Here is a 26,203-nt window from a genome sequence, read left to right as displayed (position 1 = left end):
ACTAAAATTATTATAACATGATTATCTTGTTTAACTTAAAAAAATTACAAGAATTATTTTGAATAAAAAGAATGAAAGTGATTATGCTAGAATAGAACTATGTTAAAAAAAATTGAAAAAGCTTATTTACTTTTAGAAGAAAATGTGGAAATGTTGAGATGTCCAATTTGTCATGGTAAATTTCAATTGGCAGCCTATGCCTTAAAATGTGAAAATAATCATACTTATAATTTAAACAAGAAAGGTTATGTTAATTTTTTACAAACAAAAGCTGACACAGAGCATTATACGCGTAAAATGTTTGAACCACGTAGACGCCTAATTCAAGCAGGGATGTATCAAAATTTACTGACAGAAATTCAAAAATCATTTGTCAGTGGAAATTTACTTGATGTTGGAACAGGTGAAGGTTCATTTTTAGAACTCCTAGAGGGTGCGGGGGCGAAGTTTGCTTTTGATATTGCTAAAGATGGAATTGAAATGGCAACCGAATTAGATACGAAAAGTTTTCTGTCCTTAGCTGATTTAACTAATCTCCCTTTTGCTGACGAAAGTCTGTCAGTAATTTTGAATATTTTTACGCCTTCAAATTATGCAGAATTTCATCGAGTTCTGACAGAAAATGGCCGGGTCATTAAAATTATTCCTGACAGAAATTATTTACGTGAGTTGCGAGAAGTTTATCAATTTCCAGTTGATTATGATAATCAAGCAGTTATTGAGCGTTTTAAAGAAGAATTTCCTAAGAATACTCAACAAACAATTGATTATACTTTTGAAATTCCAGAAAATTTGCGTCAAGATTTCTTATTGATGAGTCCATTAGAATGGTCAGTTTCTGAGGAAAGAAAAAAATTTGCAAAGGAAAATCCGCCAAAAACAGCGAGAATTCATGTGCAAATTTTAATTGGAATAAAATAAAAAAACTGTCTATTAGACAGTTTTTATTTCATCATAAATTTAATCGCTTTAGCAATTCCTTTTTTCACGGAAATATAAAGAGCAAGCGAGAGAACAATAGAAACTGGAATAGCAATCCAGCTTGCCAATAAACTCACCAAAATGTAAGTAGTAAAAACAAGAAAAATTGAGAAAACAGCAATATTCGTGAAGAAGCTTAATTCTTCAATTCTTTTGTTGACTTGTCTTTGCTCAAAATTTTTACTTTCGTTATAATCGACATATTCTTGCTTCTCATAAAAATCTTTTAAATTCTTTAATTCCATAATTTTCTAGCACTTTCCTATATTATGTAATCAATTATAGTATAAAAAGCAAAGGTTTACGTTACTCGAAATTTAAATGCATTACTATTTAGTTTCGTTTGGGTTAAAATAAAATTAACCTATACTTTTTTATGAATAAATATCATTTTGAGTAGTAAATTTTAGTAAGAGGATGAATTAGAAAAAACGTGTAAGAGAACAATATGATATAATTATCACTATGATTACTATTACTTCTACGGCAGAAAGCCTAGAGCAAGCTAAAGCATTGCTCGAAGCTGGAGTCGACCGTTTATACATTGGTGAAAAAAATTATGGTTTACGCGTACCAACTGCCTTAACCAACGAAGAGATTCAAAAAATTACAGAACTTGCACATGATGCAGGAAAGACAGTGACTGTCGCGGTCAATGCTCTGATGCATACAGAGATGATGGCAAAAATAAAAGATTTTTTAGATTTCTTAGTTGAAATTAAAGCTGACCGAATTGCAGTAGGCGATGCGGGTGTGATTTTTGTTTTGCAACGTGATAAATATGAGTTACCATTTACTTATGATGCCTCAACCATGGTTGCTTCTGCCCGCCAAGTTAATTTTTGGGCCAAACAAGGGGCAATTGAAGCTGTTCTTGCACGTGAATTGCCAAAAGAAGAACTTGCTGATATGACCGATGAACTAGCTGTACCAGGCGAAATTTTAGTTTATGGTGCAACAGTGATTCATCATAGCAAACGTCCATTGGTGCAAAACTATTATAATTTCATCAAGACTGAAGAAACAGGCAAAGACAGAGAAAGAAATCTTTTTGTCTCTGAACCTAAGAAAGTTGATACACATTATTCAATCTTTGAAGATAATCACGGGACGCATATTTTTGCTAATGATGATTTAGATATGATGACAGAACTTTCAGATTTAGTAGCAATGGGTTATGACCATTGGAAATTGGATGGAATTTTTACTCGTGGTGAAGATTTTGTAGCGATAAGCAAACTTTTTGTAGAAGCTAAAAAGCTGATTGAAGCAGGCGAATTTACAGAACTTAAGGCTTTCCAACTAGATGAAGAAATACGAAAAATACATCCAGCAGGACGGACACTATCACACGGTTTCTATGATTTGGACAAAGATGCCATTAAATAAAAAAAGAAAAGAAGTTGTTCATTTACTGACAGCTTTTTTTTGATAAAAAACTATTGTCAAAGGTTCGTAAATCATTTATAATTAATTTTAAATAAAATTCATAAAAATTTAAATTAACTCTTTAAGAGAGAAAATAATGATTAAATTTCAAAAATATTTTTTTCCGTTGCTGATACTGATTGTCTGGCTCATTATTTTGTTCTTTGACCCAGGAACAAGAGAAAAAATAATTTTGACGCTCATATTGATTATTGGGGTACTTATTCTTTTCGTTATAAATGATATGAGAAAATCAGGAAAATAAAGTTGAAATAGAGGATTTACTGACAGAAATGTAAAAAGCTTTATCAATAATTCTGTCAGTAAAAATGAGAGATAAGCAACATAATGTCAAAGAACTTTGTCACATTTGAAGGTTTAAATTTGGCAAGAAATCCTGTAAAATAAAGAAACAAAGAAGTTTTGGCTCGCAAATTTACTGACAATAAATTTGACTAAGATTTTTCTTTTTGGAGCCTTTTCAAAATACTTACAATCTTGAAAATTGGAGAATTGAAACATGTCAATTACAAAAACACGTCCAGAGGTGCTTGCACCAGCAGGAACACTCGAAAAACTAAAAGTCGCTATTGATTATGGCGCAGACGCAGTATATATTGGTGGACAGGCCTATGGCTTACGTTCACGCGCAGGTAATTTTACCTTTGAAGAAATGGCTGAAGGGGTCGCTTATGCAAGTGCCCACAACGCTAAAGTTTATGTAGCAGCCAATATGGTGACACATGAAGGAAATGAAAAAGGGGCGGGCGAATGGTTCCGTACATTACGTGATTTAGGAATTTCAGCGGTTATCGTTTCTGACCCTGCTTTGATTGCCATCTGCGCTGCTGAAGCACCAGGTTTGGCCATTCACTTGTCAACACAAGCGTCTGCTACTAACTATGAAACCTTAGAATTCTGGAAAAATTTAGGACTTGAACGCGTAGTTTTAGCGCGTGAAGTTTCTGTAGAAGAGTTAAGAGAAATTCGTCAACATACTGATGTTGAAATTGAAGCATTTGTTCACGGAGCCATGTGTATTTCATACTCAGGACGTTGTGTCTTGTCAAATTATATGAGTATGCGTGATGCTAACCGTGGGGGATGTTCACAATCTTGCCGTTGGAAATATGATTTATACGATATGCCATTTGCTGGCGAGAGAAAATCGATTACTGGTGAAGTCACTGAAGAATTTTCAATGTCAGCCGTTGATATGTCAATGATTGAACATATTCCTGATATGATTGAAAATGGAGTTAATTCGCTTAAAATCGAAGGAAGAATGAAATCAATTCACTACGTTTCAACAGTTTCTAACGTTTATAAAGCAGCTATTGATGCCTATTTGGAATCACCAGAACGTTTTGAAGAAATAAAACCAGCCTTAGTTGATGAATTATGGAAAGTAGCTCAACGAGAATTAGACACTGGCTTTTATTATGGAACGCCTGATGAAAATAAACAACTCTTTGGGGCTCGTCGTAAAATTCCTGAGTACAAATTCGTCGGAGAAGTTGTTGCCTTTGATGCTGAAACAATGGTAGCTACAATTCGTCAAAGAAATGTTATTACAGAAGGTGACCAAATTGAATTTTATGGCCCAGGATTCCGCCACGTGGAAACAGTGGTCAAAAATCTTCGTTTGGCAGAAACAGATGAACATATTGACCGTGCACCAAACCCAATGACCCTTTTACATATTGATGTTCCTTTTGCGGTTAAAGCAGGGGATATGATTCGTAAAAATGGCTCAGGTTTGATTAATCTTTATGACAAAAAAACAGGTCTTGCTAAAACAGTACGAGCTTAATAAAAATAAAAAGAGAATTTTTGCTGAAATTCTCTTTTATATCATTTTAGGACTGATAATTTCAGAATTGTCAAACTTCTATTTTTTATAAAATTAAGGCAAAGTGCTATAATCAAAGAAAGAAGATAAAGAAAACAAGGCTTGACTTTATTCTCTTTAAGTAGTCTTTAAAATTCATTTTATACAAAGGAGCCCCAATGATAAAAGCAATTGCCTTAGAAAATGTTTGGTTAAATTTTTCAGATGAAACAAAAGCGGCTTTCAAGAAAAATAAAGCTTACCAGTTTCAATTTAAAAAAGAAGAAGAGCTGACAGAATCAGATTTTCTGGAAACAGAAGTATTAGTTGGTCTGCCAAAGCCTGATTTATTAGCAAAATATAAAAATTTAAAATGGCTCCAACTTTTATCAGCTGGAACCAATGGTTATACTCAAGGAGCAAATTTTCCTCAAGAGGTAGTTTTGACAAATGCAACAGGAACTTATGGACTTACGATTTCTGAGCATTTACTAACAATGGCTTTCGTTCTTCTAAGAAAATTTGACCTTTATCAAAAACAACAAGAAAAAGAAATCTGGGAAAATATTGGTCAGATTCAATCTATTTATGGCTCAACAGTATTGGTTCATGGTTTAGGTGATATTGGAAGTCACTTTGCACAAAAGATTCAAGCTTTGGGAGGTCATGTCATTGCAGTCAAACGAACTGTTTATGGTGATGAAAAATTTGCTGATGAAGTCTATGCCGAAACTGACCTAGACAAAGTTTTACCAAGAGCTGATATTATTGCTTCAAGTGTCCCTGGGACCCATGAAACTTATAAATTATTTAATCAAGAAAAATTTGATTTAATGAAAGAAAATGCTATTTTCCTAAATGTTGGTCGGGGAACAAATGTCGATTTAGAAGCCTTGTGTGATGCTCTTGAGTCTAAAAAAATTGCTGGGGCAGGAATTGACGTGACCGACCCAGAACCATTGCCTAAAGGTCACCGGGCTTGGCATACAGAAAGACTATTAATCACTCCTCATGCTTCTGGCGGTTATACTCTTCCTGAAACATGGCGTCGCTTTATGAAAATATTGGAAAAAAATCTCGATGCCTATGCAAATGGTAAGGAATTGACAAATATTGTTGATATGAAAACAGGATATAAACGAAATGCTCACAAATAATATTTCAAAATCAAAATTAAGTGGAAAAAATATCGGTATTTATTTTGGAACTTTTGCTCCTCTACATACGGGGCATCAGCAACAAATCTATAAATGTGCGAGTTTGAATGACGGGGTCTTGCTTGTCGTTTCTGGTTATGATAATGACCGTGGTGCTCAAATTGGCTTACCTCTTGAGAAACGATTTCGTTATTTGCGTGAAGCTTTTAATGATGAAGAAAATATTAAAGTTTCGATGCTTAATGAAAATGATTTACCAGAAATGCCTAATGGTTGGGACGAATGGGCAAATCGTTTATTTGAATTGATTCATCATAATACATTGGAGAGAGATTTATCAGTCACTTTTTATGTCGGCGAATTAGAATACGCAGCAGAATTGAAGAAACGATTTCCAGCTGACGGGAATCAATATGCTGTTGAAATTGCTGACAGACATGATATTTCACTATCAGCCACACAAATTAGAGAAAATCCGCAAGAACACTGGACTCACATTAATCGCGTCTTTAGAAGACATTTTTCGAAAATTGTAACCGTCATGGGTTCAGCTTCAACAGGTAAATCAACCCTTGTTCGCCGTTTGGCACGTTCCATTAATGCCCCGTTTTCAGAAGAATACGCTAGAGAATATGAAGAAGCTTTTAATATTGATGATGATGAGTTGAAAATGGATGACTATGCTCGAATGATTACAGGTCAATATGATGCAAATTCTCGCGAAGTCAATTCGCCTGCTAACCAAGGAATTGTCTTTTTAGATACTGATGCCATTGTGACCAGAGTGTACGCTAAATTATACTTACCTAGAGAAGATTTCGAGCAGCTTGAACCTCTATTCAAGAAAACAATTGCAGATGAACGAATGGATTTAATTTTAGTCATTCCACCAATTACAGAATATATTGATGATGGCTTTCGTCATATGGAATGGGAAGAATCACGTCATGAATTCCATGAAGAATTGATGCGTCAATTAGCTGAGTTTGGTTTAATGGATAAAGTTGTTATTTTAGATGACGAAGGAGACCATAGAGACCAAGAAGGTTATTTAACACGTTATCATCATGCAATTGATGCTGTTCACGAATATACTGGTGTAAAAATTGACCGATTGAGCTATTAATTTTACTGACAGCTTTATAAAGAATAAAAAAGTTACTGACAGATTTGTCAGTAACTTTTTTATTCTTTATAAGAGCTTTTCAATCTTAATTAATTCTTCGTCAGTAAATTTCAAATGTTCTAAAGCTGCCACATTTTCAATGATTTGTTGCGGACGGCTTGCGCCAATTAAAGCAGAAGTGATGCCTTGAACCCTGTTATCTCTTTCTCGTAAAACCCAGGCCAAGGCCATTTGAGCTAAAGATTGTCCACGACTTTGAGCCAAATCATTAAGCGCTTGGACTTGTTCCAATCTTTCTTTCGTAAGACTGTCATCATGCAAAGTTGCATAATGAGGGTCACGCATTCGCGAATCTTCAGGAATACCATGTAAATATTTTCCGGTTAAGAGTCCTTGGTACAAAGGTTTAAAGGCGATTGTTCCTATCTCCGCCTCCGTCAAAGTTTCTTGCAAATCATCTTCAATCCATCGATCTAGCATTGAATAACGAGGCTGATGAATCAAGAGTTTAAAGCCTAACTTTTCAGCCGCTAAGACCGCAGCTTCGGTTTCTTTGGCGGAATAATTGGACAAACCTACATAAAGTGCTTTTCCGCTATCCAGAGCGCTCTTTAAAGCCCCCATTGTTTCTTCAATCGGTGTATTTGGGTCAGGACGATGTGAATAAAAAATATCAACATAGTCAAGTCCCAAACGTTCCAAAGATTGATCAAGACTAGCCAGCAAACTTTTTTTACTGCCCCAGTTTCCATAGGGTCCAGGCCACATTAGATAACCAGCTTTAGTTGAGATAATTAACTCATCACGCATTTTTTGGAAATCTTCTTTCAAAATACGACCAAAATTACGTTCTGCCGAACCGGGTTCTGGCCCATAATTATTGGCCAAATCAAAATGAGTAATTCCTAAATCAAATGCCGTATGAATCATGTCCCTCGCATTTTCAAAATCATCTACCGAACCAAAATTATGCCAGAGTCCTAATGAAAGGGCAGGCAATAATAAACCAGAATTTCCAGCTGGGCGATAAATCATGTGATCATAACGAGTGGGATTGGGAATATAAGTCATTACTTTCTCCTTAAAAATAGAAATAAAAACGATTTCAGGGAATTATAGCAAATGTAAGCGTCAAATGTTATAATTTTAGGATAGAAAACATTTTTTGATAACAACAAGCGAATCAATGGAGTAAAAATATGTCCAATTTAACCAATGCTGAATCCTATACTTGGCAAATTATTCAAGAAAACTATGAGAAAATTCCACAATTATCAATTTCAGAATTGGCAGAATTGGCTCATGTTTCTCTCTCAACTGTCAATCGAACAGTAAGAAAAAAAGGTTTTGAAGGTTATGGTGAATTTAGATATTCAATTCGTGAGAAAAAACTTCCTGAAATCAATGGTTTTTCCAAAGAAGTCTTGGGGGCTATTGCTAAAAATCAAGAAGAACTTTTGAAAACAATAGAAAATATCTCTGCTGAAGAAATTGAAAAAGCTGTGGAGTTGATTCAAGAATCAGAGGAAATCTTAATTTTTTCACGAGGCTTATCAACAAACGTTGCTGACGAACTGATGAAAAAGTTGCAACTTTTCCGTAAGCCCGTCAGTTTGCATGATGATTCAAAATACATGGCTTACTATGCCCGTTTTGTTAATGAAAAAAGCCTAATCATCGTTTTATCACTTTCAGGAGAAACAGTAGAAATTTTAAATGCTCTAAATATTGCCAAAGGACAAAATCCCAAAATATTATCCTTAACTGTTAATGCTAATACCAGTCTGACCAATCTTTCGGATATAAGTTTGATTGGTTACAAGAGTAGTCTTGAGGTGAATTATTTTGATTTAGATGTTCATAGTAGACTCTCATTATCCATTTTATCAAGAGTTCTAATTGATGCTTACTCCATTTATACTTTAAAACAATAAAGCTTCGATATCAAGTCATATCGAGCTTTTTTTTATAAAAAGAGCAAAATAGAAAGGGTTTCCAAAAGATAAGCTGAAATTGGAAACCCTTTCTTAAATCAAAGTGTTATACTCTAAATGTGAGCGATTTCAAAATGAAATTGAAGACTGTTTCGCTTTTAAAAACTTATCCAAAATAAAAGTTTTCCCAACCAAGGATTACTCGTTTCAAAAGGCAAAACAGTAGCTTTGTAGATTTACTTATGAATTAAGTAGATTTAGTATAAAGGAGGATTCCCATGAAAGAGGGAAAAATGAAACAACGTTTATCGTACGCTTTTGGTGCATTAGGACATGATGTTTACTATTATTCAATTAGTACATTCTTCATCGCCTTTGTAACGGCACAAATGTTTGCTGGAACACCACATGAGGATGCGATGATTGCTTTAGTCACTAGTTTAGTCGTTATTATTCGTTTAATCGAAATTATTTTTGACCCAATCATTGGTTCAATTATTGATAATACCCACACAAGATGGGGAAAATTTAAACCTTGGTTGGTTGTTGGTGGGATTATGTCATCTTTGATGATTATGCTCATGTTTTCAGACTTCTTCGGACTAGCAAAAAGTGATAATCGTACATTATTTGCCATTGTCTTCATCATTGCCTTTATTATTCTTGATGCCTTTTATTCATTCAAAGACATTGCATTCTGGTCAATGATTCCAGCGCTATCAGAAAAAAATTCTGAACGTGAAACACTTGGAACTTTCGCCCGTTTTGGCTCAGCAATTGGTGCGCAAGGGGCAACTATTTTAGCGATTCCAATTACAATTTTCTTTACTAAAGGTGGACATGCTCAAGGAGCAAGAGGATTCTTTGCTTTTGGTGTTATTGCCGCTTTGGTCCAAGGAATTTCGGCTTTGGTAACCGCTTGGGGAACTAAAGAACAAAAATCAGTTATTCGTCAAGAAGGAACCAAAACAAATACATTGGATGTATTTAAAGCGCTCCTAAAAAATGACCAATTAATGTGGTTGTCACTTTCATATATTTTATTTGCCATTGCTTATGTGGCAACAACAGCAACTTTGATTTTGAACTTTACTTTTGTTATTGGAAATGCTAGTCTTTATTCAATTACAGGAATTGTCGGATTCATTGGTTCAATCATTCTCGTTCCAATGTTTCCGATTTTAGCTAAAAAATTTGGACGACGCAAAGTTTTGACTGGAGCAATCATTTCAATGCTTCTTGGTTATCTCTTGTTCGTTTTAGGAAGTTCAGTAGCAATGACTGTTGCTGGATTAATCTTCTTAACTGCCCCCTATCAACTTGTTTTCTTGTCAGTATTAATGACAATTACTGACTCGGTAGAATATGGTCAATGGAAAAATGGAGTACGTAATGAAGCCGTAACGCTTGCCATGCGTCCATTGCTTGACAAAATTGCCGGTGCTTTCTCAAATGGTATCTATGGATTTGTGGCAATTTCAGCAGGAATGACAGGTTCAAAATATATCGCTGGTCACACTTACGGTGTGGCAACATTTAAACTCTACTCATTTGTAGTTCCAGCCATTTTGATGATTATCGCTTTAGCAGTTTATTTATTCAAAGTTAAATTGACTGAAAAACGTCACGAAGAAATTGTTGCAGAACTCGAAGAACGTTTAAAATAGGTAAATAATTTACTGACAGCTTTTGTAAGATAGAAAATAAAAAGATGAAATTTGTTTAAACTGTCATCAGTAAATCTGTCAGTAGAATTTTTAAAATTTGATTAAAGGTCATTATAGTTAGGAAATATCATGGAAATTAAAATAAGAGATTTTGGCTTAGGAAGTGACTTAATTAGTCTAACCAATAAAGCAGGTGTCACAATTTCTTTTACAAATCTGGGCGCTCGGATTGTTGACTGGCAAAAAGATGGAAAGCATCTGATTCTAGGCTTTGATTCAGCTAAAGAATATTTAGAAAAAGATGCCTATCCTGGTGCAACAGTTGGACCTACAGCAGGAAGAATTAAGGATGGTTTGGTCAAAATTTCTGGGAAAGATTATATCTTAAATCAAAATGAAGGCCCTCAAACCTTACATGGTGGGGAAGAAAGTATTCATACTAAACTTTGGACATATGAAGTTACCGATTTAGGAGCTGAAGTTCAAGTCAAATTTTCCTTAGTTTCTAATGACGGAACAAATGGTTATCCTGGTAAAATAGAAATGTCAGTAACTCATTCTTTTGATGATGACAATAAGTGGAAAATTCATTATGAGGCCATTTCTGATAAAGACACTGTGTTTAATCCAACTGGGCATGTCTATTTTAATTTGAATGGTGATGCTAGTGAATCTGTTGAAAATCATGGACTTCGACTGGCCGCTTCAAGATTTGTTCCTTTAAAAGACCAAACAGAAATTGTTCGTGGTGATATCGTTGATATAAAAAATACAGACTTGGATTTCCGTCAGGAAAAACAATTATCAAATGCCTTCAATTCTAATATGGAACAAGTTCAATTAGTTAAAGGAATTGACCATCCTTTCTTGTTAGACCAGTTAGGACTTGATAAAGAACAAGCTCGTTTAACGCTTGATGATACTTCAATTTCAGTCTTTACCGACCAACCAAGTATTGTGATATTTACAGCAAATTTTGGTGATTTAGGAACTCTTTATCATGGGAACAAGCAAGTGCACCATGGTGGAATTACTTTTGAATGTCAAGTATCACCTGGATCTGAGCAAATTCCAGAGCTTGGAGATATCAGCCTAAAAGCGGGAGAAAAATATCAAGCAACCACAATTTACAGCTTGCATACAAAATAAAGAAATAAATTTAGAGGAGAGAAGAAATGTCTATAGTTGTAGAAAATAGTACTGTATTATCAGCATTAACAGAAAAATTTGCAGAAGTTTTTGGAGATACAAAAGAAGTTGAATACTTTTTTAGCCCAGGACGAATTAATTTGATTGGTGAACATACCGATTACAATGGGGGATATGTTTTCCCGGCATCAATCACAATTGGAACAACAGGACTAGCTCGTCTGAGAGAAGATAAAAAAGTCAAACTTTACTCAGAAAATTTTCCTAAATTAGGCGTCATTGAATTTGATTTAGATGAAGTTGAAAAGAAAGATGGTGAGCTTTGGTCTAATTATGTTAAGGGAATGATTGTCATGCTTAAAGGAGCAGGATATGAAATTGACAAAGGTTTTGAATTGTTGATAAAAGGAGAAATTCCTACAGCATCTGGCCTTTCATCATCAGCATCACTTGAGCTTTTAGTCGGCGTTGTTTTGGATGATTTATTTAACTTAAATGTTCCACGTCTTGAATTGGTTCAATTAGGACAAAAAACAGAAAATGATTATATTGGTGTTAATTCTGGAATTTTAGACCAATTCGCTATTGGTTTTGGTGAAGTCAAAAAAGCAATCCTATTGGACTGTAACACTCTAAAATATGAGATGGTTCCTGTTGAACTTCGTGATTATGATATTGTTATCATGAATACTAACAAACCGCGGGCTTTGACAGAATCAAAATACAACGAACGTTTTGCTGAAACACGTGAAGCGCTCAAAAGAATGCAAACGAGATTGGACATTCAATCACTTGGAGAATTATCAAATGAAGAATTTGATGCCAATACTAATTTGATTGGGGATGAAACATTAATTAAACGTGCACGTCATGCCGTTTATGAAAATAATCGAACTAAAATTGCTCAAAAAGCATTTGTTGCAGGTAATTTGACAAAATTTGGAGAACTTCTTAATGCTTCACATGCGTCTTTGAAAGATGATTATGAAGTCACAGGACTTGAACTTGATACCTTAGCAGAAACTGCTCAAAAACAAGCCGGTGTCTTGGGGGCCAGAATGACTGGAGCCGGATTTGGCGGTTGTGCAATCGCTCTTGTTGCTCATGACAATGTTTCAGCCTTTGAAAAAGCCGTCGGCCAAGTTTACGAAGAAGTTGTCGGTTATCCAGCAAGCTTTTACGTCGCTCAAATCGGTTCTGGTTCAACAAAGTTGGATGTTGAATAAATCAAATAATATTTAAAAAATTTTATGAGTGATTTAAGTGAGTTAACATTAAATTAGTGATAGCAAATTCAAGCACTCAAAAGTAAGTGCTTGAATTTTGTATTCATTTCCAAAACTCACTAATCAAGACAAAGCAAGAACTTTACTTACAGAAGTAAATTAGAAAGTATTTTATGTCAATTTATCAATCAATTCAAGATTTTATTAGTCTTGCTTTACAAAATGGAACGATTGAGCCACTTGATGAGCTCTATCATAGAAATCAACTTCTTCATTTTCTTGGTCTAAATGATTGGGCAGAAGTCGATAAAGAAGCTCACGAGAAAGATTCCTTGATTTTAATGGACCAACTTTTAGCGATTGCAAATGAAAATAATGTGATTGAAAAAGGACAAGATGAATTTTATGAAGCCGCTCTGATGAATTTTATTACACCACGCCCAAGTAAAATCAATCATGATTTCTGGGAAAAATATAAGACTTCTCCAGATGCAGCAACTCAATATTTTTATGAACTGGCACAGCAAGTGAACCAAGTAAAAACTCGAGATATTGCACGTAATATTGCCTTTAGTCATTTGACAAAATATGGAAAACTTGAAATAACGATTAATCTCTCAAAACCAGAAAAAGACCCCAAAGCCATTGCGGCAGCTAAATTAGTAAAGGCTTCCTCTTATCCAGCCTGTCAACTTTGTTTGGAAAACGAAGGATTTTATGGCATAGGAAATAAACCTGCTCGTTCTAATCATCGAATCATTCAATTTTCAATTAACGGCGAAGACTGGGGCTTCCAATATTCTCCTTATGCCTATTTTAATGAACACTCGATTTTACTAAATGCTAAACATCAACCAATGGAAATTAATAAACGTGCTTTTGATAATTTATTGGGATTTCTAGATCAATTTCCTGATTATATGATTGGTTCTAATGCAGATTTACCAATTGTTGGAGGGTCAATTTTGACTCATGACCATTATCAAGCTGGACGCTATGAATTTCCGATGGCAAAAGCTGAACTTCGAGAAGAAATTAAACTTCAACAATTTCCAGAAGTTTCTTGCGGAATTGTGAATTGGCCAATGTCTGTTCTAAGATTATCAAGTAAAAACCAAGTAGAACTTTCAAAAGCTGCAGATGAACTTTTAAAAAAATGGCAAGTTTATAGTGATGAAAGTCTTCAAATCAAAGCTAAAAGTGCTGACGGAAAGCTTCATCATACAATTACTCCGATTGCTCGAATTCGAGAGGGGAAATATGAATTAGATTTAGTTTTACGAGATAATAATACAAGTGAAATTTATCCAGATGGAATTTTTCATCCACATCCAGCCCTACACCATATTAAAAAAGAAAATATTGGATTGATTGAAGTGATGGGACTTGCAATTTTACCAGCCAGGTTAAAGACAGAACTTTTGGAAGTTGAAAAATATCTCTTGAATCAAGAAAATGAGATGTCAGAAATTCACAGACCATGGGCTGAAGAATTGAAAGAAACAGAATATTTTTCAAAAGAAACAGTTCATGAAACAGTTCAGGAAGCAGTTGGAGAAGTATTTGAACAGGTGTTAAAAGATGCCGGAGTATTCAAAGATAATCAAGAGGGACAAAAAGGTTTTTATGAATTTATAAATTTCGTAAATAATTAATTTTCATAAATCAAGAGAGTTTAAAAAAGGAGTTGATAAAATGCCTAAATTAGAAAGCTACAAACGAGTTCACACAGAAGAACTCTACTTTCCTAACGATCAAAAATTATGGAAAGAGCAACAAGAAGCTTTAGTTTTACTGGAAAAGTTTAATCAAACTTCAGTGACTCAGCCAGAGCAACAAATGGAACTTCTAAAAAAAATGTTTTCAGAAATTGGGGAAAATTGTTTTATTCAACCCCCTTTTTATGCTAATTTTGGCGGAAAAAATGTTCATTTTGGGACAGGGATTTACGCTAATTTTAATCTAACATTGGTTGACGATACAGATATTTTTGTAGGAAATCATGTCATGTTTGGACCAAATGTTACGATTGACACGGCGACACATCCTGTCTCGCCTGACTTACGTAAACGAGGGGCTCAATATAATAAAAAAGTTTATATTGAAGAAAATGTTTGGCTAGGTGCTGGTGTAATTGTGTTACCTGGTGTTAGAATTGGGAAAAATAGTGTGATTGGCGCAGGGAGTCTTGTAACTAAAGATATTCCAGATAATGTGGTTGCTTTTGGAACTCCTTGTATGGTTAAAAGAAAAATCAATGATTCTGACTTTAAAACTTATGATCATGGAAAAAAGATTGATTTAGATGAGTTCATCTGAAAGGAATGGCTATGATGACAATGATTGATGTACTAGAGCGTAAAGATTGGGAAAATCCAGTAGTTTCAAATTGGAATAGGTTGCCAATGCATACACCTATGGACTTTTTAGAAAAGCAATCACTGAATGGTCTTTGGAATTTTGATCATTTTTCTAGAATTTCAGATGTACCTAAAAATTGGTTAGAACTGACGGAGAGTAAAACGGAAATTATCGTTCCAAGTAATTGGCAAATAGAATTTAAGGATAAAAGCGATGTTCCAATTTATACAAATGTGACTTATCCTATTCCAATTCAGCCTCCTTATGTACCAGAGGCTAACCCAGTTGGAGCTTATAGTCGCTATTTTGATATCACAAAAGAATGGCTTGAGAGCGGTCATGTTCACCTTACATTTGAAGGGGTTGGATCAGCTTTTCATTTTTGGTTGAATGGGGAATACGGAGGTTATTCAGAAGATAGCCGCTTGCCTGCTGAATTCGATATCAGCAACCTGGCCAAAGAAGGTCAAAATTGTTTAAAAGTTCTAGTTTTTCGTTGGTCAAAAGGCACCTATTTTGAAGATCAAGATATGTGGCGAATGTCAGGTATTTTTCGTTCGGTGAACTTACAATGGCTTCCAGATAACTACTTGTTAGACTTTTCTATAAAAACAGATTTGGATGAGGATTTAGATTTTGCAAATGTAAAACTTCAAGCATATGCTAAAAACATGGATGATGCTTGTTTAGAATTTAAGCTTTATGATGACGAACAATTAATTGGAGAGTGTCATGGTTTTGATGCAGAAATTGGAGTAGTCAATCCAAAATTATGGTCAGATGAAATTCCCTATCTTTATCGTTTAGAATTAACTTTAATGGACCGGAGTGGGGCGGTATTTCATAAAGAAACAAAAAAAATTGGTATTCGAAAAATTGCTATTGAAAAAGGACAGCTAAAAATAAACGGGAAAGCACTTCTTGTTCGTGGAGTGAATAAGCACGAATTTACCCCTGAGCATGGTTATGTCGTTTCTGAAGAAGTGATGATTAAAGACATCAAATTGATGAAAGAACATAATTTTAATGCGGTCCGCTGCTCTCATTATCCTAATGATTCACGCTGGTATGAATTGTGTGATGAATATGGATTGTATGTTATGGATGAAGCAAATATCGAAACGCATGGAATGACTCCGATGAATCGTTTGACAAATGATCCGACTTATTTACCATTAATGAGTGAACGTGTTACACGAATGGTTATACGTGACCGTAATCATCCATCAATTATTATTTGGTCTCTTGGTAATGAGTCAGGTTATGGAAGTAACCATCAAGCTTTATATGATTGGTGTAAATCATTTGATTCTAGCCGCCCTGTTCACTATGAGGGGGGAGATGACGCAAGTAGAGGAGCAACAGATGCCACTGATATCATTTGTCCGATGTATGCTAGAGTAGATAGTCCAAGTATTAATGCGCCTTATTCATTAAAAACCTGGATGGGGGTAGCTGGAGAGAATAGACCACTAATCCTTTGTGAATATGCTCATGATATGGGGAATTCATTAGGAGGATTCGGGAAGTACTGGCAAGCTTTTCGAGAAATTGACCGATTGCAAGGTGGATTCATCTGGGACTGGGTGGATCAAGGTTTATTAAAAGATGGAAATTATGCTTATGGAGGTGACTTTGGGGATAAGCCAAATGATCGTCAGTTTAGCCTTAATGGTCTTGTTTTTCCAAATCGTCAAGCAAAACCAGCTCTTCGTGAAGCAAAATATTGGCAACAATATTATCAGTTTGAATTGGAGAAAACTCCACTAGGTCAAGTTTTGGCCTTTACAGTTACAAATGAGTATCTATTTCGAAGTACTGACAATGAAAAATTATGCTACCAACTGACCAATGGCTTAGAAGTATTATGGGAAAATGAGCTTATATTGAATATGCCTGCTGGAGGGTCTATGAGAATAGACCTGTCTGAGTTGCCTATTGATGGAACAGATAATTTATTTTTGAACATTCAAGTTAAAACAATTGAGAAATATAATCTTCTTGAGTCTGATTTTGAAGTTGCTCATCAACAATTTGTTCTACAAGAAAAAATTAATTTTACTGACAAAATAGATAGTAATGAAGAAATTACACTTTTGGAGGATGAAGAGCTACTGACCGTACAATCAGCAAAACAGAAATTTATTTTTAATAAAAGCAATGGTAATCTCTCGCGCTGGCTTGATGAGAAAGGTAATGAAAAGTTACTGCATGAGCTCTCAGAACAATTTACAAGGGCTCCATTAGATAATGATATTGGTGTTAGTGAAGTTGAACATATTGATCCTAATGCTTGGTTAGAACGTTGGAAGGCTGTTGGCTTTTATGAGTTAAAAACGCTTTTGAAAAATATGATAATACAAGCAACAGAGAATGAAGTGATTATTTCTGTCCAAACAGACTATGAAGCAAAAGGAAAAATTGCATTTTCAACCATTCGAGAATATCATATTTTTAGAAACGGTGAACTTCTTTTAAAAGTTGATTTTAAAAGAAATATAGAGTTTCCAGAACCAGCTCGAATTGGCTTGAGTCTTCAACTAGCTGAAAAAGCAGAAAATGTTACATATTTTGGACTTGGCCCAGATGAAAATTATCCTGACCGAAGAGGGGCAAGTTTATTTGGCCAGTGGAATTTAAGGATTACTGATATGACAACCCCTTATATTTTTCCTAGTGAAAATGGGTTGAGGATGGAAACCAGAGAGTTAAATTATGGTCGTTTAAAAGTTCGGGCAATGGGTCAATCTTTTGCTTTTAATCTAAGTCCGTATAGTCAAAACCAGCTTGCTAAAAAGGGACATTGGCATCTACTTGAAGAAGAAGCAGGAACATGGTTAAATATTGACGGATTCCATATGGGTGTAGGTGGAGATGATTCATGGAGTCCAAGTGTCGCTCAGGAATATTTATTGACAAAGGGAAATTATCATTATGAAGTTAGTTTTAAATTAACGTGATGATACAAATTTTCAAGAATTTGATATAATATAGAGAAAATGGAGGTTCTTATGACGGTTTTAGTTCTTGGTGGAGCAGGATACGTGGGAAGTCACGCGGTAGATATGCTTCTTAAACGTGGTTACGATGTGGCAGTGGTGGATAATTTAGTGACAGGTCACCGTGAATCTGTTCCAGCAAATGTACGCTTTTACGAGGGTGATGTGCGTGATCATGCTTTCTTAGCTAGTGTTTTTGAAAAAGAAAATATTGAAGGAATCATGCATTTTTGTGCTTACTCTTTAGTGGGTGAGTCAATGCAAAAACCTTTAATGTATTTTAATAATAATGTTGGTGGTGCTCAAGTAATTCTAGAAACGATGGAAGAATTCGGAGTAAAACATATTGTTTTCTCAAGTACAGCAGCTACATTTGGAATTCCAGAAAAAAGTCCAATTTCAGAAAAAACACCTCAAAAACCAATTAATCCTTATGGTGAAAGCAAATTAATCATGGAAAAAATGATGAAATGGCAATCGCAAGCAACTGATATGACTTATGTCGCTTTACGTTATTTCAATGTTGCAGGGGCTAAGGATGATGGTTCAATTGGTGAAGCTCATAAAAATGAAACACATTTGATTCCAATTATTTTGCAAACAGCACTTGGCCAAAGGGAATTCATTACTATTTATGGTGATGACTATCACACGCCTGATGGAACTTGTATTCGTGATTATATTGATATGGAAGATTTGATTGAAGCACACATCAAAGCACTAGAGTATCTTAAAGCGGGCGGTCAGTCTGACCAATTTAATCTCGGTTCAAGTAAGGGTTATTCAAATCTTGAAGTGCTTGAAACCGCACGAAAAGTAACAGGTAAAGAAATTCCAAGCCAAATGGGTGAACGCCGTGCAGGAGACCCAGATGAGCTGGTTGCTGATTCAACAAAAGCTGGTGAAATTTTGGGTTGGAAAGCACAAAATGATTTAGAGCACATTATTACGAACGCTTGGAAATGGCATAGCTCACATCCAAATGGATATTAAAACATAGCCCGGTATTTCAATATTACTGGGCTTTTTTTATATTTGATGAGTTATTTTTTCCCATATATTTTCCCACTTATAAATTAAAATTATGAAAAATGGTATAATTTATATTAGTAAACAGATAGGAATTTTAAATGGATAATAAGCAAAATGACTCTTCATCAGGAATTGGTTTAGTAGCTGCACTTATTGTAACAGGTGTAGCTATACCTTTATTATTTAGTAATTTTGTTACGATGTTAGTAGGAACATTTGTTGTAGCAGTTGGAATTGCTGGATTTGGTATTGAATTGGATAAAATATATGGAGGTAAAGACTATACAAGTATGTTTTTAGGTGGAGCTTTTCTTTTAATTGGCATAGTCTCTACAATTTTATTTCCAAATATATTAACGAAATTAGTGCTTATAATATTGCTAGCAATAGGAGTATTTGGTTTGATATCAGGTATAGTTAAGTCAATCCCTCAAAATTCCGAAATGGATTACAAAAAAGCCAAACAGCCGAGAGAGATGAAAAAAAGTTCTTTTTTCCTAATAATTTCCATTATTGTAGGTATGACAGGTTTTATAGCTAATGTTTTTACTATATTAGCATTTTTCAAATGATAAATAAAAGTTCAGTATTTTTAAAATACTGAACTTATTTTTATTTTATCAATTCATAAGATTTTTAATACTTTCAATTTGCTTAGTTATATTTTCATCAAGTGCATGACCGTATACACGTACCAGCATCATAATGTCTTTGTGTCCGAGTATCTTAGCGACTATATCCATGCTATAACCATTAGCAAGAAGTACGGAACCATAAGTATGCCGAGCGCCTTTTGATGTAATTACTGGCTCTATATTAAGTTGTTTTAATAATAATGCTAAATGATTATTGATCGTTGTACTATGAGGAATACCGTGAATTAAAAATGGATGGTAAAATACCATATTATATTCATTTTCAAATCCAAGACTTTCGACTATAAATTCTTGTGTTTTCTTCAAGTCATTCAATATTGATATATCCGTAGAGCTCAAAGGAACATGTCTTATAGATGTTTCAGTCTTGGAAGGTACAAACTTATTAATATTTGTATTGTAACGTCTATACGTCTTTAAATAGCCATTTTCAAAGTCAATATCAGACCAAGTTAAGGCTACCAGTTCTCCATAGCGTAGTCCTGTATGAAACAAGAAGTAGACAATATAATTATTAATTGATTTTTTATAATCTAAATTATCTTTTAAATACTCAATAATTTTATTGTAGTCTTCTAATGAATGTATATACTTTTCATCTGCTGTTTGCGGTTTAAATTTACTCTGAATCACAACACTTGTAGTGAAATCTTTAATAAAAACATCATCAGCTTTTACCATTTCAATTGTCTGCCTAATTACAGAATTAACACGAATAAGGGTATTATAGCTAATTTTGTCATCAGTACCTAGCTTATTCATTATTCTCTGGTACTGAGAGGATTTAATACTTGTTATAGGAATCCCGTCAAAATTATTTTTGATGATTTTTCCAAAATAGCGATATTTGTAGAGTGTTTGTTCAGAACGCCCACTATGAAGAACCTTTAGGTTATACCATTCTTGATAAAGTGTAGGTAAATCGGTATTTTTGTCAATAGTAAGCCCAGTTTTAAACTCTCTCAATATAGAAAGACCATCTATTGAAGCTTCCTTTTTTGTCTTGAAACCTGACTTAGATTTCAACGTTTTATCACCTTGTCTAATTTCATAAGACCATGAAACACCACTTTTTCCTTTTCTCTGTCTGTATCTAATAGAAGCCATTTTTTATAACTCCATTCTTAAAATTTTGGAAACTACGTCTCTTGGTACAACTCCTAATCGTTTATTTGCATACCAATCAAAGCCTTGTTTTACTAATTGTTCTTTTACTAATCGGATTGCTTTTTGTGCAGTGGCAGGCTTTAGATGTAACTCCTCGATTAGCTCCTTCGCTGTTATGCCTTTGTTATTTTTTACCATTTCATCAAATCCTTTCGTATCTTATTTTTCAGAGAAAATTCTAGGATAAACGTGCTGAGTAAGCAATTCATTTATAAATTTTTCTTTATCATCATAAGTAAATAATAATTTTGTCCCATAATTTAAAGTAATAAATTCATTTTTAGAAATTCTCATGTTTTCTGGCTCATTTAATTTTTTTGAAGCGGATAAACTATATATTCTATCAAAAGGGGGAATCCCAAAAGTTTTCTCACTAATTTTTGAAGTAAAGTTGATTCTTCGTTTAAACTGATTAATGTCTTCATTTTTGAAGTTAAAACTACCAAAGAACTGCTCTACACTTTGATAATTTGCTACGATTACTAATCTAGGAACAATCATCTTATTTCTATACCTAGCAGACATTTTAGCTGTATTAAGTGGGTCAAATAGTTTCAACCAATCACTAACTTTTAAGCTCTCTTGGCGAAGATCATCTAAGATTAAAATATCCTCCCCATAATAATCATCAAAAGGATTACTCGAACTAGCAGAAAACACATCACTCGCAAAACCGTTCTTATTGCCGTATTCTCGCACTTTTTGAGCAACCTCACGTGCCAAAAAACTTTTTCCAATCCCTGGTGCTCCTTGAATATAAAGAACAGTCAAGTCATATTTTCCTTGCTCTAATTCATCAAGTCTCAGCAGAGCGTTACGTAGGCCATAAAATTCAAATGCTTCGGAGAACTTTTGCATGTGTCCTGCATAGAGAAGAGCTAAATCCTCATCTCTCATGATTTCTCGCAGTTTCAGTTTTCCCTGTTGAACTTCCTGTAAAGCAAGGTCTAAGCCTATCTCATTCTTTTTTCGCTTATCAGTAGCATTATACTTTGTAAAATCTTCTAAATTTTCATCAATGAATTCCTCATAATTAAAAGTTTCAAAAGTCTGCACCTCTTCAGGAGAATATTGATATTTGTCTAAATTTTTAGCGTGTACAAGGTAAGCCAAACAATTTAAGCGTCCATAACGACCTTTACGAGGAACTTCGACATACTGAGGCTCTATTCCTAAGCAAGCTGAAACGCTCGCAATAGTCTTTAACTTTTCAAATTCAATATAACCATGAATATGAGGATGTTTAAGCTCACCTTTTGCATTTTTATCTTTATCATGGTTTACTAAAGCAATTATTTTCAACCCCTCTAAATTTTTTAAGCGATTATAAATCTCATTAAAAATTTTAGCTTGATTATTTCTACTATTTTCAAAAAGTATCTTTTTATCCTCATCCCAATCCCAAAAATCTGCTTGTTGATACTGAGTGAAAATAAAGGACTTTACTCTTTTATCTCTCATTTTCTTTAATTTCCTCAAATGGATTTTATAATATTGAAAAGTGGATTTTATTAAATTCTTTGTTCTATAAAATCCATCAATAAAATCCACATTTTTTAAGTTTTTAAGCCAGATGGTCTGATTTTTGTTTTATCGTCAATCCTTGATATGACTATGTTTACACCATTTACACCATTCTTTCGACAAGCCCTAGAATGGTGCACGCATAGCAAATTTGCATTTATTACTTTAAAATCCCAAAAACTCTTAACCTCGAATTTTGAGAAATAAAAACACTCTTAGCTTCTCCATTCCATTAGGAGAGCTCCGCTCTCCTTTCGCTAAGAGTGTTTTTATGCCTAAGGCAATGTTAAAGGATTTTTTCCCTTTAGGCTAACGCGCTGACGCTTGTGGCTGGCTAAGTGAAACTTGTGATTAATATTTCAAACCTTATAAAGTGCTAATTCAAATGTTTAACTATTAATGTTCGCTCAGGCGCCTGAGCTCTTAGACGGTCAAGCCGTCCATTTTGGTTATTTTAGAAGTGTCTTTAAATAATCATTTGTTACTCTAAAATCGAATCCAGCTATATACGCTGAGCCCTTCTTTCCGGTCTTTGTTGCCAAGCTCTTTAAAATTTGTTTGGTCTCTATATCCTTGAACATAAGCTTTGAAAGATTCAACGAATTATCGTATCCCGATATCTTCACTTCATAAGGTGTTCCTTCTGCATCTACAGCGGATAACTTTGCCCAAGAGGTGCCATCAAAGGTACCGCTTTCTTTAGACACAATCTTGAGCGTCTCTGGAAGAGGGACAACTTCATCAGCAAGCTTATTAACACCTTTTAGAAAAATATCTCTCATATTTTCATTAATTTGTACAACCATTTTTTTCCTTTCAAGCAGTTTAGAGCCTTGCTGGGCTTTAGTTTTAGTTATTTTTTCAAACGCTCTCTCTTGGGTTGGATTATTCTAAGTCATTGTCTACCAGACATTGATAAGCTCTCGATATAACCTTGGACAACGCAATATAAGCGTTACCTTCCTCTCTCAGTACTAAAGTTTCTTTATCTGAAAGTATGATTTCTATTTCAGCTTTAGTAAACTGTTGATATTTTTCTTCTTTTCTATTAAGCGAATAATTATAGAATCCTGATAAAAATAATTGAATGTCCTGATGTACAGCGAGTAAAGCATTAAAAATATTTGCATCATATTCACTATCACTCATATAAGAGCCGTTTACGTCAAACAATTTTACTTCAAATCTTATCTCATACATAATAAATCCCTCTTATTTTAGGTTTGGTAAAATATTTAAGATGACTTGTTTGAACTCATGTTTGGTTTCTAAATCAACAAAAGGAGCAACTGTAATTTCAGGTTCTACCATATTTTCCCCATCAGCATAATAGAGAGCCTCTCCCTTTCTTCCGGTTACAGTAGGTACATTTTCAAGCTCGCACATTGCAAAAGCCATACGAACCCTATCAGCCGAGGGAGAACCCATGTATAGCACTGCCGAAATCTGATTCCTAAGCTCCACGGGGATATTTTCAGCGTTTGGGTCTTGAGTACTGATACATAGATGACACCCTGCTTGACGTCCTTTTCTAGCGATTAAACCTAAATTTTGTAATATTTCATTCAAAAGAGCTTTTCCTTCTTTAGAGGAGCCACAAGAATCTCTGATACTAGCTAATTCATCAACAAATAAAAAATTTGGAGTCATTTTTAAATCATAAGCATCAGCATTCAGGGTTTCACTATTTTTGATTAACTCAAATCGTTCATTCATAATCTGGCAAAATTCTCTAGAGAGTTTAGCGAGAGAATGTGGAGTTTGACCGATGTTAATTTGCTCTCCTAATGTCTCTTGTAATATCTCTCCTAAAGAATATAAATCAGCACCTTTTCCATCTACTATGCTTAAATAGGTGTCTGGATATAGACCACACCCTTTTGAAATTGCATTGTATAAAAGCCACTGAAGTGTAACGGTTTTACCACTGCCAGTGCGGCCGTAAAGCCCAATATTAGTGTTTCTTTTGAGAGAGAATTGCTGAGTATTTGACAATTTTATTATATCCTTTGGGATACTTTGGAAAAATTCTCTTGTTAGATTCTCTTTACTATCAGAATTAGCAAAAACATATTGCTGTATTTCTCGTTTATTCTTTTCAAAGACATACTCTACTCTGTCAGCAAAAATATTCTTTTTAGTTATATCCAAGGACAGGAGCCCACTGAGTTCAGTATCAAGCCCCTCAACTTTAGAATCTAAGAAATTCCCCATCTTATAAGCAGTGATAATGATTTCATTTTCGCGTTCTAAGATTGTGAAAACCGCTGAAAGAAAAATATCAGAAGTCTCTTTATAAAGCCCATTATTTATGATAAACTCTTGGATCATCAGAAAATTATCCCACATAGAGACATAATTTTTGAACTCCCTCCGAATTCGGAATATTTTTCCTGACAAATAAAAGAGAAATAACCACGAGGGTAAAATCAAAATATTGTGAATTGCAAAACTGAAGAAGAAGAGTAGGACGATGAACGCAACCCATATAAGGCTTAAGCTACTAAGCTTTTTTTTGAAATTTGGTGCAATTCGATAAAGGCTTATCTCTTCCGGAGGGGGGAGTAAGAAGATTGATATATACAAAGACACACAGTTATTAATGAATTTATTCATCGCCACGAACCTTACGCAAAAATGATTTAATTTTTATTTTCAATAAAAAATACAATCCTATCATTAAAGAAATACCACCAATGCTTCCCAACAATATTTGCAGAAATCCAGTAAATAAGCTCACTGAAATTACAAGTAAAATTAAACCTAAAACAAAGAAAAAGTAATGTTTAAATGTATCAGTCATGTTTTACTTCCTTTCTATTTTTGCCTTGAAATAAAACAATTAGCTCGGGCAAACTTGCTAAAATTAAAATTATAACTAATAACAAGAAAGCTTTAATAGTAAGAAAAGCATTATATCCACCAACACTAAATTTTAAATTTCCACTAAATCCAACTCCTATACTAATGAGTAATAACATACACCAAGTACAATTACGATAAAAATTTTTCATTTTTCTTCTCCTTGTTTTGCAATCAATTTAATTAACAACCAAATTATAATTAATAATAATCCGCTAATAATCGTTTTTTCTGGATGAAAGAAAGCTTTAACAATAACTTCATGAGGGTTTATAACACCAGTCACAATAATATAACCAGAAGTGACTATTAATAATCCCCCTAAGGCGAGACAAAGATTTCTATAAATTTGTTCTTTAATTATTTATACCTCCAAATTAAAGTTTAGAGTGAGAGCCTTATGATCACTGACAGTGTTCTCTAGAGTTTTATATTTTTCTACTATCAGTTCAGGGTTCACAAAAATATGATCAAGTTTCTTGTTTCTCCAAGTCGGAATTTCTTTTTCACTTGCTGGTTTGAAATAATTAGACAGTTCTTCAATTTTATCGGAGAGTATTGTGGGGTTATTATTTAAAGAATTTTCATTGAAGTCACCAGCTATAATTATGCTTTTGTTTTGTTTTACTTTAGCAAAGGAAATAATATTTTCCCACATCTGCCTTTTCTCTTTGGGGTTTCTTTCATACAGTGGTAAGTGAATAGAAAATACAATCAGTGGAATTCCCCCAAGAGTTTTGAATAAACCTCCTATCTGTCTATTAACAAAGAATTTTGAATAAAGGGGGGGGAGCCTTTCAACTAACTCAATTTTAGTCTTATCAAATAGTAACCTTACATTAACCGGATTTTTACCATCTATATAAGGTTCAACAATTGTATAGTTGTTATTTTCTAAAATCCTAATAAGGTTGATTCCGTTAATATCACCATTGAAAGAGCGGTTTCCAAATTCTTGCAATGAAATCAAAGAAGGATTTTCAGCTAGTAAAAATTTTGCAACTTCATCTGTATTTCTTTTAATTTTAGAATTTTTATTGTACATGTTTATATTAAGTGTAATAACGCTTAGCTTTTCTTTCATCTTTTAATCTCCATTTTTA

General features: G+C 34.1%; 23 protein-coding genes and 2 pseudogenes. 14 read left to right on the top strand and 11 right to left on the bottom strand.

The window, feature by feature from the left end; genetic code table 11:
• Positions 1 to 99 precede the first annotated feature (99 nt).
• A complete protein-coding gene (locus IAE51_RS07005; protein WP_200095091.1) occupies positions 100 to 921 on the top strand; it encodes a putative RNA methyltransferase in 822 nt (273 codons plus the stop codon).
• A gap of 23 nt (positions 922 to 944) precedes the next feature.
• Here the strand turns inward: IAE51_RS07005 and IAE51_RS07000 are convergent, their stop codons facing one another.
• The gene (locus IAE51_RS07000) at positions 945 to 1,226 is read right to left on the bottom strand and encodes a DUF3270 domain-containing protein (protein ID WP_004254660.1); all 282 of its coding nucleotides are present in this window, start codon (positions 1,224 to 1,226) and stop codon (positions 945 to 947) included.
• Positions 1,227 to 1,446: 220 nt separating this feature from the next.
• On the opposite strand from IAE51_RS07000, the gene IAE51_RS06995 reads away from it, so the two are divergent.
• From IAE51_RS06995 to IAE51_RS06980, 4 genes are all read left to right on the top strand, one after another.
• On the top strand, positions 1,447 to 2,370 hold the full coding sequence (locus IAE51_RS06995; RefSeq protein ID WP_200095089.1) for a peptidase U32 family protein: 924 nt from the start codon (positions 1,447 to 1,449) through the stop codon (positions 2,368 to 2,370).
• A gap of 559 nt (positions 2,371 to 2,929) precedes the next feature.
• A complete protein-coding gene (locus IAE51_RS06990; RefSeq protein ID WP_015427103.1) occupies positions 2,930 to 4,222 on the top strand; it encodes a U32 family peptidase in 1,293 nt (430 codons plus the stop codon).
• A gap of 197 nt (positions 4,223 to 4,419) precedes the next feature.
• A complete protein-coding gene (locus tag IAE51_RS06985) occupies positions 4,420 to 5,397 on the top strand; it encodes a D-2-hydroxyacid dehydrogenase (RefSeq protein WP_058204383.1) in 978 nt (325 codons plus the stop codon).
• Complete coding sequence (locus IAE51_RS06980) at positions 5,384 to 6,523, top strand: nicotinamide-nucleotide adenylyltransferase (protein WP_010906251.1); 1,140 nt, start codon at positions 5,384 to 5,386, stop codon at positions 6,521 to 6,523. Before IAE51_RS06985 ends, IAE51_RS06980 begins: the two co-directional genes overlap by 14 nt.
• A 66-nt stretch (positions 6,524 to 6,589) precedes the next feature.
• On the opposite strand, the gene mgrA is transcribed toward IAE51_RS06980, so the two are convergent.
• Entirely contained in the window at positions 6,590 to 7,594 is a 1,005-nt protein-coding gene (mgrA, locus tag IAE51_RS06975) for an L-glyceraldehyde 3-phosphate reductase (RefSeq protein WP_200095087.1), read from the bottom strand.
• 125 nt (positions 7,595 to 7,719) lie between these two features.
• Between mgrA and IAE51_RS06970 the strand changes: the two are divergent.
• From IAE51_RS06970 to IAE51_RS06930, 9 genes and pseudogenes are all read left to right on the top strand, one after another.
• Positions 7,720 to 8,457 (top strand): annotated as a pseudogene (locus IAE51_RS06970) (MurR/RpiR family transcriptional regulator); the annotation flags it as partial.
• 278 nt (positions 8,458 to 8,735) lie between these two features.
• Positions 8,736 to 10,124 carry a glycoside-pentoside-hexuronide (GPH):cation symporter gene (locus IAE51_RS06965; RefSeq protein WP_004254704.1) on the top strand — a complete coding sequence of 463 codons (1,389 nt, stop codon included), beginning with the start codon at positions 8,736 to 8,738 and terminating at the stop codon, positions 10,122 to 10,124.
• A gap of 129 nt (positions 10,125 to 10,253) precedes the next feature.
• Entirely contained in the window at positions 10,254 to 11,273 is a 1,020-nt protein-coding gene (galM, locus tag IAE51_RS06960; RefSeq protein ID WP_200095085.1) for a galactose-1-epimerase, read from the top strand.
• A gap of 26 nt (positions 11,274 to 11,299) precedes the next feature.
• Positions 11,300 to 12,499, top strand: coding sequence for a galactokinase (locus IAE51_RS06955; RefSeq protein WP_124137177.1), 1,200 nt, complete (start codon positions 11,300 to 11,302; stop codon positions 12,497 to 12,499).
• A 173-nt stretch (positions 12,500 to 12,672) separates the two neighbouring features.
• Positions 12,673 to 14,154, top strand: a complete 1,482-nt coding sequence (locus IAE51_RS06950; protein ID WP_103055135.1) for a UDP-glucose--hexose-1-phosphate uridylyltransferase — start codon at positions 12,673 to 12,675, stop codon at positions 14,152 to 14,154.
• A 40-nt stretch (positions 14,155 to 14,194) separates the two neighbouring features.
• Positions 14,195 to 14,818 (top strand): sugar O-acetyltransferase, encoded by a 624-nt coding sequence (locus IAE51_RS06945; RefSeq protein WP_033900809.1) that lies wholly within the window; start codon positions 14,195 to 14,197, stop codon positions 14,816 to 14,818.
• A 5-nt stretch (positions 14,819 to 14,823) separates the two neighbouring features.
• The gene (locus IAE51_RS06940; protein WP_305067130.1) at positions 14,824 to 17,820 is read left to right on the top strand and encodes a beta-galactosidase; all 2,997 of its coding nucleotides are present in this window, start codon (positions 14,824 to 14,826) and stop codon (positions 17,818 to 17,820) included.
• Between the two features lie 51 nt (positions 17,821 to 17,871).
• Positions 17,872 to 18,852 (top strand): UDP-glucose 4-epimerase GalE, encoded by a 981-nt coding sequence (gene galE / locus IAE51_RS06935; protein WP_200095083.1) that lies wholly within the window; start codon positions 17,872 to 17,874, stop codon positions 18,850 to 18,852.
• Between the two features lie 137 nt (positions 18,853 to 18,989).
• Complete coding sequence (locus tag IAE51_RS06930; RefSeq protein ID WP_200095081.1) at positions 18,990 to 19,463, top strand: hypothetical protein; 474 nt, start codon at positions 18,990 to 18,992, stop codon at positions 19,461 to 19,463.
• A 48-nt stretch (positions 19,464 to 19,511) separates the two neighbouring features.
• Here IAE51_RS06930 and IAE51_RS06925 read toward each other — a convergent pair whose 3' ends face one another.
• The 9 genes and pseudogenes from IAE51_RS06925 to IAE51_RS06885 form a co-directional block, all read right to left on the bottom strand.
• Positions 19,512 to 20,654: a site-specific integrase gene (locus IAE51_RS06925; RefSeq protein ID WP_200095079.1), complete on the bottom strand. Its 1,143-nt coding sequence runs from the start codon at positions 20,652 to 20,654 to the stop codon at positions 19,512 to 19,514.
• 3 nt (positions 20,655 to 20,657) lie between these two features.
• Positions 20,658 to 20,852 (bottom strand): DUF3173 family protein, encoded by a 195-nt coding sequence (locus IAE51_RS06920; RefSeq protein ID WP_200095077.1) that lies wholly within the window; start codon positions 20,850 to 20,852, stop codon positions 20,658 to 20,660.
• A gap of 21 nt (positions 20,853 to 20,873) precedes the next feature.
• Positions 20,874 to 22,175 (bottom strand): Rep family protein, encoded by a 1,302-nt coding sequence (locus IAE51_RS06915; RefSeq protein WP_200095075.1) that lies wholly within the window; start codon positions 22,173 to 22,175, stop codon positions 20,874 to 20,876.
• Between the two features lie 512 nt (positions 22,176 to 22,687).
• A complete protein-coding gene (locus tag IAE51_RS06910; protein WP_200095073.1) occupies positions 22,688 to 23,044 on the bottom strand; it encodes a hypothetical protein in 357 nt (118 codons plus the stop codon).
• A 79-nt stretch (positions 23,045 to 23,123) separates the two neighbouring features.
• Positions 23,124 to 23,438 (bottom strand): hypothetical protein, encoded by a 315-nt coding sequence (locus tag IAE51_RS06905; protein ID WP_200095071.1) that lies wholly within the window; start codon positions 23,436 to 23,438, stop codon positions 23,124 to 23,126.
• A 12-nt stretch (positions 23,439 to 23,450) separates the two neighbouring features.
• Positions 23,451 to 24,657: pseudogene (locus IAE51_RS06900) on the bottom strand (FtsK/SpoIIIE domain-containing protein).
• Between the two features lie 189 nt (positions 24,658 to 24,846).
• On the bottom strand, positions 24,847 to 25,041 hold the full coding sequence (locus IAE51_RS06895; RefSeq protein ID WP_200095067.1) for a hypothetical protein: 195 nt from the start codon (positions 25,039 to 25,041) through the stop codon (positions 24,847 to 24,849).
• A complete protein-coding gene (locus IAE51_RS06890; RefSeq protein WP_200095065.1) occupies positions 25,034 to 25,252 on the bottom strand; it encodes a hypothetical protein in 219 nt (72 codons plus the stop codon). Before IAE51_RS06890 ends, IAE51_RS06895 begins: the two co-directional genes overlap by 8 nt.
• A gap of 212 nt (positions 25,253 to 25,464) precedes the next feature.
• Positions 25,465 to 26,184, bottom strand: coding sequence for an endonuclease/exonuclease/phosphatase family protein (locus IAE51_RS06885; RefSeq protein ID WP_200095063.1), 720 nt, complete (start codon positions 26,182 to 26,184; stop codon positions 25,465 to 25,467).
• Positions 26,185 to 26,203: the final 19 nt, after the last annotated feature.

Source organism: Lactococcus sp. S64 (assembly GCF_016516525.1).
Taxonomy (GTDB): domain Bacteria; phylum Bacillota; class Bacilli; order Lactobacillales; family Streptococcaceae; genus Lactococcus; species Lactococcus lactis.
The sequence above is the reverse complement of the archived record's forward strand: the minus strand, read 5'-3'. Positions and strand labels throughout refer to the sequence as shown.